Raw genomic sequence first — 14,879 nt, 5'->3', positions numbered from 1 at the left:
CGTTGTTTCAACCAAAGTATAAAAGTAAAAGCATTATCAATGAATACAACTTATAAGGGATCAATCAACACTCCAACACCATCTGTTAATAAAGCAACCGGAAACCAGTTTACCATTGATTACCGCAAACTTTTAATGGACGGCGTTCAGTATTGGTGGTTATTTCTTGTAACGATTGGGCTGGCACTTATTATAGTAACACTAAAGCACCGCTACGTACAGCCTCTCTACAACGCCACAATGACAATTCTGATGGAAGACCGGGGCACAGAACAACCTCAGAGCGATATGATGGAAGGCTTCGGACTTAGCAGTGCCATGCGTAGTCTTGAAAATCAGATGGCCATACTGTCGTCGTGGCGCACTATGCGACAGACCATTTCTGAACTCAATTTTAATATTTCATATTACAAAACCGGACGTGTTAAAAACTCTGAAATGTATGGAAACATACCCTTCACAGTTCAATATGATCCTTTTGTTCCTCAATTAACTGATGTTGATATCTATCTCAGCGTTATTGATGCCAAAACATTCAAGCTAACATACAGCACCGAAGGCGCAAACTATTATCTTTATAACAAACAAAGCCAGTCTGGCAATTCTGGCGCCATAAATTACGACAACACACATCACTTCGGCGAATGGCTTGATCTGCCGGGAATGCGAATCATGATTGAGAATCATTCGCTGTCCAAACCGGAAGAAAAAGGTTATTATTTTCACTTTAACAACCCCGACGTTCTGGCGGCTGAGTATCAAAGAAATTTTAAAAGCCTTCGCTCCAACGAAAACACCAGCATCGTAAAGTTATTCCTTACAGGAAAAACCAGCGCTAAAAACATTGATTTTCTGAATAAATTAGCCGCAGTATTCATTCGCAACAACCTCGACAAGAAAAACCAGATTGCCACAAACACAATACGTTTTATTGAAGAGCAATTAATCATTATATCCGATTCCTTGTCTGACAAAGGAACCGAATTAAGCCATTTCAGAACATCCAACCAGATTCAAAGTGTCCCGGCACAAGCTGAACTACTATTCGGAAAACTGGAACAACTGGCGGGACAAACCTCTCAAATAAAACTTGAGAAAAACTATTACCAGTATTTAAACACCTATTTCAGTAACGATAGCTTGTTTAATCAAAGTCTCGCGCCGGCGAGCTACCCCATACAAAACAGTGCAGTTACCACACAAACCGCCAACCTCATTGAATTAAGCATGGAATTCCAGACGCTTAAAGAACAGGGAAGTCAGGAAACGGTGAACCCCTACATTATTGAGTTAAAGGCTAAAATGGAAATAGCCAGGCAAACCTTGCTAAAAGCCATCAATAACCAAATTGCAATGATAAACCGGGAATTGCTCCGAATTACCGAGGAAGAACACAAAATCACAACCGAATTATACCAACTACCGGAAAAAGAACGTCAACTTTTTGGAATTGAACGGGAATTCTCTCTTAACAACGAGGTTTACACCTTTTTATTACGAAAACGAAGCGAAGCACAAATCCAAAAGGCTTCAAACACTCCTGACCACAGTGTGCTGGAGGAAGCACGGTATGCCGGACAGGTTTATCCCATCGAAGGAAGCGACCGGCAAAAAGCTCTGCTGATTGGTCTCTTTTTACCATTTCTGTTTTTAGTTGGAAAACAGGTGTTAAATAATAAAATCGGTGGAACTGATGATGTTGAAAGACTCACCGACCTCCCAATCATTGGCAATGTTATCCACAACAACAAAGAGCTTCCAAATGTTGTTTTTAACCATCCAAAATCGGTTATTACAGAAGCATTCAGAAGAGTACGCGCCAGGCTGGAATACTTTACGGGCAGCGAAAAATGCCCGATTATTGCCATCTCATCATCAATGCCGGGCGAAGGGAAAACTTTTTGTGCCCTCAATATCGCATCGGTGTTTGCCATATCCGGCAAAAAAACTCTCCTGATGGGTTTTGATCTGCGAAAACCGGGCTTAAACAAAGTTCTTAATATACCTAAACACAATGGCATCTCTAACTATTTAATTGGTCAGGCGGTGCTGGAAGATATTATACAGCCGCACTCCGACTTACCTAATCTTTATATTTTGCCTTCGGGCACAATACCTCCCAACCCCTCCGAACTGATAGGATCACACAAAACAACAGAGTTGCTCAATCACCTAAAGCAGCAATTTGAGGTTATTATTATTGACACCCCGCCTATGGGAATTGTTTCGGATGCCTATCTCTTGGCCAGACATGCCGACTCAATGATCTTCCTGTCACGGCAAAACTTCACCGTACGCAGTGTCTTTACAAATACAATTAAACAGATGAAGGATGAGGGTATAAGTAATATCGGCATTCTTTTAAATGACATTCCCGTTAAAAAAAGTGTTTTCGGGTATAACTACTATTATGGTTCTAAATACGGTTACGGATATGGCGTATACGGTAATAATCATGGCTATTACGAAGATTAAACGCAACGCATTTAAGGTGCGGAATCGGGCTATAAAACTGTTTTTAGCAATGGGGTGGCTTCTCATTGCCGGCTCTCTTACGGGACAAACCTACAGTATTTATCAGAACAATACCTACGATCCGGTTACCAGAGCCTTGTTTCAACCGGGGATTAATATTCACACCGCCATACGCCCATACCGAAATGATCAGTTAGCAGCATATTACAATATCGACTCACTGATTCAAAGAGGGTTGAACCAACCTTCAGGCCATCAAAACATCTTAAAACGATTTGTTAACAGTGATCTTCTAAGTTGGAAAACCGGAGAGGCGCCTGAAAAAACGATTAAAATACGTATCAACCCGTTGTTTCATTTTGAGGCAGGCAAAGAAAATAGTACCGGCAAGTCAACCTGGATCAATATGCGAGGCGTTATGCTCCAAGGTCAACTGGGACGAAATCTGGGCTTTTATGTCGATATCTACGAAAATCAGGGCGTATATGGTGGCTATATGAACGACTATATTCAGGCCAACGGCGTTGTTCCCGCACAGGGACGAATAAAGCAAATGCAACCCGACACACGTGACTATTCACAAAGTACCGGTTACCTTTCATACAACGCCGGACCATGGATCAACCTGCAGGCCGGATATGGCAAAAACTTCATTGGCGACGGCTATCGAAGTCTTTTGCTTTCCGATAATGCCTATAGTTATCCATACTTTAAGATGACGGCCACTTTTTGGAAAATTGAATATATGGTGATGATGTCCCAATTTCTCCACATCAACGAGCTGGTACGATCGACTGACGATCGATACGACTACAAATATGGCGTATTTCACTACCTGTCGTGGAACATCGGAAAACGCCTCTCTCTGGGACTGTTCGAAAGCGTTATTTATGCCGCTCAGGACACCACCGGATACCGTGGATTAGACATGAATTACATGGTGCCTTTCGTTGTTTACCGTCCGGTGGAACACGCCCTTGGTTCGCCCGATAATGTTACCATGGGCCTTAATATTAAGTATATTCCCTGGAAAAATGCCGCTATCTACGGCCAGTTTGTTATGGGAGAATTTAAACAGGACGAAGTGTTTAATGCAACAAAATGGTGGGGCAACAAACAAGGCTTTATGCTGGGCTATAAAAATTACAACTTTTTAAGAATAGAAAATTTAGATGTCAGGACTGAATACAGTCAGGTACGACCCTATACGTATTCGCATTATGAGCCCATTACCAACTACGGTCACTTAAATCAACCGCTGGCACATCCGCTGGGCGCAAATTTCAGAGAAAGCCTTTCGTCCTTGACCTACCGTGTGGGACGATGGTATCTCAACCTTGAAGCTATGATCGCCATGCATGGTGAAGATTACGACGAAACAACCAGCTACGGAAGTAATATTTACCGGCCCAACACCACCAGACCTGCCGATTATGGAATTTATATCGGACAAGGACTTAAAACGAATATTCAAAATATCTCAGGATCCATCTCTTTTCTAATTAACCCCAAAACAAATATGAATATCAGCATAGGTGGCAGGTACCGAAAAACGAGCAACGATATTGAAACCATTGAAAACACATTTATCAACCTTTCACTCAAAACATCACTCCGAAATGTATACTGGAATTTTTAAAGTTTGCGATGGTGAACTTTAACAGCCGGATTCCCTCGATAAATAGAATAAGCCTCCAAATTTGAAGACGCCACACTGCCAACGCTCAATACGGCGTGAGAATGACAGATAACACCGGGCGTCACACTCGAACCGGCTCCAATCCATACACCATTTTCCAAAATAACCGGTTTTACCATTAAATTGAAAATGGGCGATGAATAATCATGATTTCCCGTGATAATGACAGCCCCCTGCGACAAACAACAATGGGCACCTATGGTTACTTCACACAACGAATCAATCCATACATTTTCACCGATCCAGGTGTAATCACCAACCGTTAAATGCCATGGATACTTTATATTTACGCCTGGTTTAATCACAACCCCTCGACCAATATGACCGCCAAAACACCGCAACAACCACACCTTGAGTTTCGAAAATGGATTCAATGGATTGATAAAAAACAAAACATTAACGATGAACCACATCGACCGAATAAGGACTCCCCTGCCCGCGTGGTACCAGCTATTATCGTATTTTGAAAGATCGGTTGTTGACATTGTGTTTGTTTAAAATGCGATGTCGAAGATACAAAGTAAATTTTATTTGGCAGCAACAAAACCCGCTGTTATCAATCCGAACAAAGTAGAGCAAGCGTCTCTGAAACCACTTCAGCCACCATCCCGATAAGAGTCGGCCAACGATGACCTGAGTTTTCGTTATACTTTCGCTTAATATGTTCACTCACAACAATATTACAGTATTTTTAAACTTCCTAAACCTCAAAATTTAACCCCTCTGCTTTGTCGAGAGTCATAAAATAAACCATTAAAATATAATTAGGACTAAAAACTCTTGTTTATCTGATTCCAATTGTTTTAATTTGTAGTGTCATAAAACAAAAAGCTATGGAAAATAAATTTGAGACAGAAAAAGGCGAAGTTTACATCTATAATGATCAGTCGAAAGAGCCGGGCACTTGTGCTTGTGGCGGTAACTGTGGTTGCAAAGATGGAACAAAACAAGAGCCATGCTCATGTGGCGGAACCTGCAATTGCCAATAACATTTTATCAAAAAAAACTTTAGTTGTTACTTCCTCCAATTGTAACAACATCTTTTGTAGTTAATCTGGTTTAAGGGAAAAAGAGACTGTTTGAAAAAGCAGTCTCTTTTTTGTTCTCAGCAAATCAATAAAGCTAAAAATATTGTTACTTTGCCAATTCCGAAAATCATATTAAAAACACGCGACAAATGCACGACTACATAGCCAGCCATATAGGAGAAATAGCTGCACTTATGACGGCTGTATGCTGGACTTTTACAAGTTTAGCCTTCGAATCGGCCGGGAAAAAAGTAGGTTCATTACAGGTTAATATCATCAGATTGGTAATAGCCCTCATCTTTCTAGGCATCTACACAGCCATCACCAATGGCAATTTCTTTCCTGCCAATGCCGGAATGCATGCCTGGCTATGGTTAAGCCTTTCGGGACTGGTAGGATTTGTCGTGGGCGATGTGATGCTGTTTCAGGCATTCGTGGTCACTGGGGCCCGCGTTTCCATGCTCATCATGTCGCTATCACCACCTCTAACCGCCTTTTTCGGATGGCTGATACTGGGCGAAAAAATGTCGTGGAGCAACATCCTCGGCATGACCATCACAATTTGGGGAATTGCCATTGTTGTGCTGGCCCGTTCAGCCAAAGGACAAAAGATGCATTTCAATTACCCCTTAAAAGGCATCTTACTGGCACTGGGTGGCGCTATGGGGCAGGGGTTAGGACTTGTATTAAGCAAACTGGGGATGAAGCAACTCGACCCGTTTATGTCGACTCAAATAAGGGTTATTGCAGCAATAGCCGGGTTCACAATACTATTCACCATCACCCGACGCTGGCCGATGGTCTTTAAAACCATAAAAAACAAAAGCGCCATGATACGCATAGGTACGGGTGCGTTTTTCGGCCCATTTCTTGGTGTCTCATTAAGCCTATTGGCCATACAATACACATCCACCGGTGTGGCCGCAACACTTAACAGCCTCACCCCTGTTTTAATTATTCCACTGGCCTATTTCTTCTTAAAAGAATCAATAACATTTAGAGAAATAGCAGGAGCTGTGCTGGCAGTTATAGGAGTTTCTATATTTTTTATTTATTGAATATGATAGTGGACCACACACAACACTAAAGTCGTAAAGTTTAAAACCATAACGCAAACAACCGACTTATATGCACTGATATTTTTTAGTGCTTGCAACAAAAATAGGGGTAACCGGCTAAATTAAAAGTGTAACACAAAAAGCAGACCCTAAATAGAATCTGTCCATAAACTAAGTGTTTAAAATATAAAGTTCAAATTCAAGGCCTGTGAAGTCATAAAAATCAAGGAGTTTACTTTTCGTAAATGACTGTTTTTATGACAAGCATAACGCAGAAGTTGACTTTATAGACAAACACTAAATAGAATCTGTCCATAAACTAAGTGTTTGAGCTATAAAATTCAGATTCAAGGCTTGCGCAACTCTAAAAATGTGAGTTTACTCCAGTAAATGACCATTTTGAGAGCAAGCGTAACGCAGAAGTTGGACTTTACAGACAGACTCTAAATAAAAACCGCAGTTATTGTTAAACTTTAAAGCCCTGACCACTGAATTGGTCCACCATTGACCAGGAAAAGGCGGGGCGAAATACCCAAATACCTCAAATAAATAAAAAGCACCCACTCTGACACGCCAAATGGCAACCTTTATACATATAATAATCTGTATGCCCAACATCAAAGTTTATCAGACACGCATAGATGCTCGTCTGACACAGTTAGAAACTTATTCTCAGACATAGAAGCTTATCTGACACACTTAGTTACTCATCTGGCACACTTAGATGCTTATTCTCAGACATAGAAGCTCATCTGGCACACTTAGGAGCCCATCTGGCACACTTAGTTACTCATCTGGCACACTTAGATGAGCATCTGGCACACTTAGGAGCCCATCTGGCACACTTAGAAGCTCGTCTGGCACACTTAGATGCTTATCTGGCACACTTAGATACTCAAAATGTAAGTATTAAATTGTAAATGACCACTTTTTTGAATCACAACGCAGAAGTTGACTTTGCAGACAAACGCATTTATCCTTTTCCAAACAAAAGAATTAAAATACCCACAAGAATCCCCATCATAAAAATTCCTTTACGCCACAAATTCCGTTCGTGAAAAAACATTGCACCCAGAGCAAACGCCACAATAACACTTCCACGTCGCAGGGCCGACACCACAGAAATAAGACTATCGGGGTAGTCAAGCGCCAGAAAATAAAGAAAATCGGCTACTATTAACAAAACAGCAATGGCAGGTACACTCCAACGCCAACGCATGGGCAGCGCATTGGGATTGTTTCGACGTATTATAACAACCACCGGAAACAACAGCACCACCTGGTAAATAGAAAAATAAGCCTGAACAGCCATCCGATCTACAGTATGTATCAAAAACTTATCGAACAACCCACTGGCCGAAGAAAACAAAGTACCCAAAACTGCCAGCCAGACCCAATGATTACGACGGAACGAAATACCCTCACGTTTCCCGGCGGTCGAAAACAAAAAGAAAAAGATTAGCGTGACCAACAAACCAAGCCATTGAGTTGATGTTAACTTTTCATGATAAATAACCAACGCTCCTATTAAAGTCCATACCGGTCCCGTTGAACGAATAGGTGAAGCAATCGTTAACGGCAAAAATTTTAATGAAAAATAGGAACAAATCCAGGACGTCAATACAATGGCAGTCTTCAAAAGTATAAAAAGGTGCTCTTTTAATGTAATGGAAGGAATAAATAACACATCACCCGGTTCAAACCACCCAACCATTGATGCACCGACTATCGGCACAAAGATTAAAGCTGCCGTTAGTGTGCTGTATAACAAAACCAGCCACACCGCATTATCACGTACAGCATGTTTCTTCGAAAATTCGTACAAGCCCAGAAAAAAAGCAGATGCTGCAGTGAGAAATAACCAAATCATACATACATAAATTAGCTACAAAGATAATGCGATCCTCAAAAAGAACCGTGAAATTAAGATTCATTAAACAATTCACTGAATAGATTCGGGGGCGGCTTTTGGTTAAACAAAAATATATCTTTATTAAGCATGGGGCTAAAACCGACAAAACCCCTCAAAACGAATGACAAACATCTATTGTTCGACTCATCACTTTTACGAATCAAAACACGCTATCAAAAAATAAAATTCATTAACTTTCATACGAAAACAATTTGTTTGCCAGTGTCAGCAGAAAAACACCATTTTTTCGTCACTCTCGCTTTCAAAATGGTTATTCATACAGGCAAACTAACATTTTTCAAACTTCGAAGGCCTCAAAAATGACGCTTTTATCTGCCAACAAAACTTTCAGGCAAGCACAAGTTATAATAAAACAAAATAGTCTGACTTGTTTGTGTATTACTAAACATGGTCGTTTCAAACATTCAAAGACCTTAAAACAAATTAAAAGATGGAATATCTTCTACTGAAAAACGGACACCTGGTAACGTCAGCATCAGGTATCTTAAAAAATGCAGATATACTATCTGGAAACGGTCGAATCATGGAAATTGGCCACAATATAAAGGTCCCCAATTACCAAACCAGAACCCTCGACCTCAATGAGCAATATGTATTGCCGGGAATGATTCATTATCTCTGTCCATTTATCCGGCAAGAAGAACGAAACTCTTTGTCAATCATCGACAAAGCCCTGGCGCAGGGCGCAACAGCAGTACTCGACCACATAAAAAAAAGTACTACCCCCATTTCGTTATCTCGTATCAAACAACTACAAAATGAATTTTCGTTACTGCTACCTTCGTTTGGGTTTCATTTATCGTTAAGAGAATTAACCCATCAGTCAAAAGAACAATTAATCAGCAGATTTGCACACAGCGGATGCACGAGTATGATTGTTCGATGGAAACACATTGAATTAGTATACAACGATGAATACCGGCAAATCCTCCAAAACATCTCTGACCTTAATTTTCTACTGATAATAAGAACTGAAGGCATAAAGCAATCATCGCTAATAACAAGACGTCCGTTTTTTAAGGCTTATCTAAACAGACTAAAAAAAACAGCATCTTATTTGCAGCAATACCGCGTAAATGTGTTATTCACAGAAATCTCATCACACGAAGAAATAGCCGCTATCCAGTCAGTTGACGTTAACAATCCGGAACATATAAGCATGGCTCTGTTGCCTGGCTCTGACTTAATACCATCGCCACTTACATTAACCAACATCATAGAATTGGGACGGCAAAATCAGTTTATACTTCAACCTCCCACCCTGACATCGTCGGGACCTCTAAACGCCATATTTCCGCACAATAGTGAAAATTCTTCTTTCATAAAGCAATACATTGATCCGATCAGTTTAGAAGAAAATTTAAAAGTATTAATTGAGATGTATGCCACACGGCCCGCAAAACTCCTGGGTATGCACCCCAAAAAAGGCGGTATTATAATTGGCGCTGATACAGACCTGATTATATGGAATCCCGCAGGCAACACGCAAAATGCCAACTCCTTACTGCGCCACGACATAAAATACCTGGTAATTAGAGGGGCGGTGGTGGAACAGTCTCAATTGATAATGCCCGAGGTACAGGCCGATTATTTATACAGATTTCCGGTTATGGCACCATGAACAAATTACATTACACGCTGTTATATAAGCCTGCATGCATTAACATGAATCCGGAAAACTCGTTAAGACACTTCAAATTGCAAAAGCAGGTATTCCCATATTCCCAACCAGCTCTTAAACGAGTCATTCGAAAGCTTCCTCTTACGGGAGATCAGGATTGAAGGGTTTCATCCAATGCGTGTAAATGACAAAATAAGTATAAACATATGAAACGAACATGAATTTTAGCATTCTAAAATACACACAGTAGAATGATTAAAATTCATCGAGAGTTCCATATGACCATTGAAAAATAAATTTAAACATATGAAACGAGCCATGGGAATTGATTCACACACAGAAGTATGATTATCCTGGCGAGTTCCATATGACCTTAAAAAACAAATTATAATCATATGAAACGAGCATGAGTGTAATCTCTCACACAGGTGGATGATTATCCGGTGAGTTCCATATGACCATTGAAAGATAAATTTAAACATATGAAACACCTCCTTTTAACAGTCGCAACAATGATATTGATGACAACAGCTGTAAACTCGCAAAAACCAGAAACCGGCTTTTACCAGCTGGAAGCCAAAACAATTGACGGAGAAGCATTTAACTTTGACAGTCTGCGCGGTAAAAAAGTAATGATCGTAAACACAGCTAGCAAATGCGGTTTTACGCCGCAATACGAGCAGCTGCAGGAACTGTATAAAACCTACGGTGACAACGATTTTACCATCATTGGTTTCCCTGCCAACAATTTTTTGCGGCAAGAACCCGGCACAGCTGAGGAAATAAAAGAATTCTGCCGCTTAAACTATGGCGTTACCTTCACCATGATGGAGAAAATTTCAGTCAAGGGTGACGACATGCATCCAGTGTATCAATGGTTGACACAAAAAGCCCAAAATGGTTTTGAGGACAGCAAAGTACAATGGAACTTTCAAAAATATCTGATCAATGAAAACGGGCAATTGGAACAAGTCATCCCGCCAAAACAAAAGCCCAACGACCCCGCAATCATTTCGTGGATTACAAAAGAATGATCAATGTATAACGGTCATAATATAATATTAAAAAACCGACCATAATATAACATTTAGCTTCGCTGATCTTTGATCCTGACACACGGAGACAATTATTGCAGAGGTATTCCCTCTGGCGTTTTAAAAAAATCAGGGAAAGATAAAATTCAATAAAAAACCCGCCGATTACAGCGGGTTTTTTATTGAAATGAAAACTATCAACCAACACTCATATTACCTAAACAAATATGAGTATTATTGACTGAGAACCGATGTTTACTTTAAATCAGAATAAAGCTTTATGGCTCTGACATTACTTGAGCCCCATACGCTCCAGCAACGGTTCAATTGAAGGATCCTGACCACGAAACTTACGGTATTGATCCATTCCTTCGCCCTCACCCACTTCTGACAAACAATACTTACGGAATTTTGCGGCCAATTCCGGGTTGAACAGGTTACCCGATGATTTAAACGCATTAAAAGCATCGGCATCCAGCTGTCCGGCCCAGTAATACACATAATAGCCGGCAGAGTAACCGCCATCAAAAATATGCCCAAAATAAGTAGACCGGTATCTCGGTAAAATTTCATCAATAAGGCCAATGCGATCCATGGATTCTTTTTCAAAGGCATCAACATCGTCGATAACCGTACCTGGTACAATGGTATGCCAATCCATATCTAAAATGGCAGCTGCCAAAAACTCGGTAGTATTAAATCCCTGATTAAAGAGACTGCTATTTTGAAGCTTCTCAATCAACTCATCGGGTATCACTTCTCCCGTTTCAAAATGATGCGCATAATGACGCAACACTTCAGGCTCAGCAGCCCAGTTCTCCATCACCTGCGAAGGTAATTCCACATAATCACGCGGCACAACACCCGCTGTGCGACGATATTTGCCATCGGTAAACAAGCCATGCAACGAATGGCCAAACTCATGAAACAAAGTTGTTACCTCGTCCCAGGAGAGCAATGCAGGTATGGCTGAATCGGTAGATCGGGTAAAGTTACAGGTAACAGTTGCAATAGGATAAATACGTTTATCGCCATCGTAACCGGCATCACGGAAACTTGAACACCAGGCCCCTACCCCTTTGCTGTCGCGAGGATAATAATCGAGATACAACAATCCTACATGATCGCCATTGGCTTCTTTCACTTCAAAGACTTCTACGTCGGACTGAAAAACAGGCATATCATCCAACCTGGTAAAGGTTATACCATAAAGCTGATTGGCGACCCAAAACATCCCATCACGTACGTTATTCAAAGCAAAATATGGTTTCAACAACGATTCGTCCAGGTCATATTTCTCTTTACGAAGTTTTTCGGCATAGTACCACCAGTCCCACGACTGGATTTTAAAATCACCGCCTTCACGATCAACAATAGCCTGCATTTCGGCCAACTCACTTTTGGCGCGTTTCAACGCCGGTGTCCAAAGCTCGTGCAAAAAATCGTAAACGGCATCAGGTGTTTTGGCCATATTAACATCAAGCACAAATGCCGCATGATTTTCATAACCAAGTAACTGAGCCCGTTCAGCACGCAATGTCACCATCTGACGGATAATATTTTTATTATCGAACTCATTGTCATTGTCGCCACGCATAAAATAACCGCGGTAAAGTTTTTCACGCAAACTACGGTTATCGGCATAAGTAAGAAAAGGTAGCAAACTGGGTTTTTGAAGCGTAAAAAGCCATTTATCCTGATAACCAGCTTTTTTTGCTGCCTCTAAAGCGGCGCTCTTAACCGTTTGGGGTAATCCGGCAAGATCGGCTTCATCATCAATGACCAATTCAAAATTCTTATTGGTTTCGGCCAATTCATTTTCGCCAAAATGAAGCGTTAACATTGAAAGCTCATGATTGATTTCCCGTAAACGGGCCTGATCCTTATCCGACAGATTAGCACCATTGCGTTCAAAATCGGAGTAATATTTCTCCACCACACGAATCTGAGAACTATCCAGCTCCTGATCAAAACGTTGGTTATAAACGGCCTTAATACGCTCAAAGAGTGCCTTATTCATCATGATATCATCAGAATGGGCAGTCAAAAGCGGCGTTATTTCTCGTGCTGCTGCTTGTAACGCATCGTTGGTATTAGCAGACCGCATATTATCATAAACCAATGAAACCCGATTGAGCAGCTGACCCGACTTATCGAAAGCCAAAATGGTATTATCAAAAGTTGCCGGTTCTGAATTAGCAATAATTGCATCAATTTCAGCCTTTTGTTCGGCAATACCCTGCTCAATGGCCGGCTTATAATGTTCCACCTTAATACGCTCAAAAGGAGGAACTTCAAATGGCGTATCATACGCCTTCAAAAACGGATTATCAGTTCCGGCTGTTTGACAACCAGACATCATCGAAATCGCCATAATAATAACTACTGGTAAATACTTCATGTGATAAATATTAATCGTTACAAAAACATGTAAAGAAATTAACAAACAACAAACTCTTTACTCATCACCCCCAAATTAAATCGATCAATCACCTATAAATGTAACCATCAATTGAAAATCAATACCCATTAAAAAATATTCTTCAAAAAAAGGGCTAACCAGTCAATTCAAATAAAAAATATATCAGAGCACTAAATTAAAAAATTAGTTGCAAACACAAAAGAAAAGTGCCACCCTTAACGGAATGGCACTTTTAATAACAAAACAAAAAAAATTATCCCAGCATTGATATTAATACCCCTGCAGCAACAGCTGATCCAATAACACCCGAAATATTTGAAGCCATACAATATTGCAAAATATGGTTACTGGTGTCGTGCTTCAAAGCCAATTCATTGGCCACACGCGAAGCCATGGGTACAGCACTTAAGCCGGTAGCACCAATCAACGGATTAATTTTCTTTTTAGCCATCAGGTTATATACTTTAACAGCAGTAATTCCGCCCGCAATAGAAATAGCGAAAGCCAAAAAGCCACCAACAATAATAGCTATTGTTTGAAAATCAAGAAATACTTCTGATGTCATGGTTGCTCCCACTGCCAGTCCCAAAAAGATAGTAGCTGTGTTCATGATTGGGCCGGTGGCAGCATCTGCCAGTCGTTGCGTAGTCGTTCCTATTTCTTTAATAAGATTACCAAAGAGCAACATTCCCAACAATGGTACTGATGAAGGCACAAAAAGAGCAATAATAACACCAAGAATGATGGGAAACATAATCTTCACCATCTTCAAATTTTTAATCTCATGTTTGGCAGGATAAAGCTTATCCTGTTGCTTCATGTTGATTTTAAATTCTTTCTTGGTCATCAACAAATTAGCGACCAATGGCACAATCACCGGAACCAAAGCCATGTATGAATATGCAGCAATAGCAATAGGACCCAACAAATGCGGAGCCAGCATAATGGTGGTATAAATGGCAGTAGGTCCATCAGCCCCTCCAATAATACCTAACGAACCGGCTTCCTTGGGCGTAAAACCAAGCGCAATGGCAGCCATTATAACGGTAAAAATACCGATCTGAGCGGCAGCACCAAAAAAGGCCAGACGTAAGTTACGCAGCATCGGACCAAAATCGGTTAATGCGCCAACTCCCATAAAAATAATAGGCGGTAAAAAGCCCGTTTTAATGAGCGAATAATAGATATAGTTCATGATTCCATATTCATGAGCGATCTCAAACAGGTTCAGATACCTGTGATTATCGAGTTCGACCATGGATGCCGGCACAACCCCCATGCCACCGCCGGGAAGGTTAGCCAGGATTACACCAAAAGCAATGGGCACCAATAAAAGCGGCTCATACTTTTTAGCAATTCCCAGATATAGCAATACGAAACCTATTAACAACATCAGTAATACTCCCGGATCATCAGCGATGGATCCGAAAGCCGTCATTTTATAAAGTTGATCTAATATGTTCATGAGAACAGTTTTTGAAATAACACAGCAGATCGTTCAATCGGCCGGTATTGAGATAACAATTTCGGGTTTTACCGATTTATTTCAACAAAAAACAGCTTATAGAAAGAATAACAGGTTACCCCTGCTATTCTTTGTTATGTAAGC

11 protein-coding genes are annotated in these 14,879 nt (G+C 40.6%); 7 read left to right on the top strand and 4 right to left on the bottom strand.

Annotated features, from left to right (window positions below):
• Positions 1 to 39: 39 nt before the first annotated feature.
• A complete protein-coding gene (locus tag ACT3CD_RS05205; RefSeq protein WP_444643595.1) occupies positions 40 to 2,475 on the top strand; it encodes a polysaccharide biosynthesis tyrosine autokinase in 2,436 nt (811 codons plus the stop codon).
• Positions 2,435 to 4,114 (top strand): hypothetical protein, encoded by a 1,680-nt coding sequence (locus tag ACT3CD_RS05200; protein ID WP_444643594.1) that lies wholly within the window; start codon positions 2,435 to 2,437, stop codon positions 4,112 to 4,114. Before ACT3CD_RS05205 ends, ACT3CD_RS05200 begins: the two co-directional genes overlap by 41 nt.
• On the opposite strand, the gene ACT3CD_RS05195 is transcribed toward ACT3CD_RS05200, so the two are convergent.
• Positions 4,111 to 4,659, bottom strand: a complete 549-nt coding sequence (locus tag ACT3CD_RS05195; RefSeq protein ID WP_444643592.1) for a WcaF family extracellular polysaccharide biosynthesis acetyltransferase — start codon at positions 4,657 to 4,659, stop codon at positions 4,111 to 4,113. The genes ACT3CD_RS05200 and ACT3CD_RS05195 overlap by 4 nt on opposite strands.
• A 348-nt stretch (positions 4,660 to 5,007) precedes the next feature.
• Between ACT3CD_RS05195 and ACT3CD_RS05190 the strand changes: the two genes are divergently transcribed.
• Complete coding sequence (locus ACT3CD_RS05190; RefSeq protein ID WP_444643590.1) at positions 5,008 to 5,163, top strand: hypothetical protein; 156 nt, start codon at positions 5,008 to 5,010, stop codon at positions 5,161 to 5,163.
• A gap of 188 nt (positions 5,164 to 5,351) precedes the next feature.
• Positions 5,352 to 6,260 (top strand): DMT family transporter, encoded by a 909-nt coding sequence (locus ACT3CD_RS05185; protein WP_444643588.1) that lies wholly within the window; start codon positions 5,352 to 5,354, stop codon positions 6,258 to 6,260.
• Between the two features lie 973 nt (positions 6,261 to 7,233).
• Here ACT3CD_RS05185 and ACT3CD_RS05180 read toward each other — a convergent pair.
• Entirely contained in the window at positions 7,234 to 8,130 is an 897-nt protein-coding gene (locus ACT3CD_RS05180; RefSeq protein WP_444643586.1) for an EamA family transporter, read from the bottom strand.
• A 493-nt stretch (positions 8,131 to 8,623) separates the two neighbouring features.
• On the opposite strand from ACT3CD_RS05180, the gene ACT3CD_RS05175 reads away from it, so the two are divergent.
• Complete coding sequence (locus ACT3CD_RS05175) at positions 8,624 to 9,814, top strand: hypothetical protein (protein ID WP_444643585.1); 1,191 nt, start codon at positions 8,624 to 8,626, stop codon at positions 9,812 to 9,814.
• Between the two features lie 482 nt (positions 9,815 to 10,296).
• Complete coding sequence (locus ACT3CD_RS05170; protein WP_444643583.1) at positions 10,297 to 10,848, top strand: glutathione peroxidase; 552 nt, start codon at positions 10,297 to 10,299, stop codon at positions 10,846 to 10,848.
• A 292-nt stretch (positions 10,849 to 11,140) separates the two neighbouring features.
• Here the strand turns inward: ACT3CD_RS05170 and ACT3CD_RS05165 are convergent, their stop codons facing one another.
• Both ACT3CD_RS05165 and ACT3CD_RS05160 read right to left on the bottom strand, forming a co-directional pair.
• Positions 11,141 to 13,249: a M3 family metallopeptidase gene (locus tag ACT3CD_RS05165; protein ID WP_444643581.1), complete on the bottom strand. Its 2,109-nt coding sequence runs from the start codon at positions 13,247 to 13,249 to the stop codon at positions 11,141 to 11,143.
• 274 nt (positions 13,250 to 13,523) lie between these two features.
• Complete coding sequence (locus tag ACT3CD_RS05160; protein WP_444643579.1) at positions 13,524 to 14,735, bottom strand: sodium ion-translocating decarboxylase subunit beta; 1,212 nt, start codon at positions 14,733 to 14,735, stop codon at positions 13,524 to 13,526.
• Between ACT3CD_RS05160 and ACT3CD_RS05155 the strand changes: the two genes are divergently transcribed.
• Positions 14,734 to 14,877 carry a hypothetical protein gene (locus ACT3CD_RS05155; RefSeq protein ID WP_444643577.1) on the top strand — a complete coding sequence of 48 codons (144 nt, stop codon included), beginning with the start codon at positions 14,734 to 14,736 and terminating at the stop codon, positions 14,875 to 14,877. The two genes, ACT3CD_RS05160 and ACT3CD_RS05155, sit on opposite strands and share 2 nt — an antisense overlap.
• Positions 14,878 to 14,879 lie beyond the last annotated feature (2 nt).

It is taken from the genome of Geofilum sp. OHC36d9 (assembly GCF_052400685.1).
In the GTDB taxonomy this organism is placed as follows: domain Bacteria; phylum Bacteroidota; class Bacteroidia; order Bacteroidales; family Marinilabiliaceae; genus CAZHHH01.
This window is presented reverse-complemented; position numbering and strand designations above follow the sequence as displayed.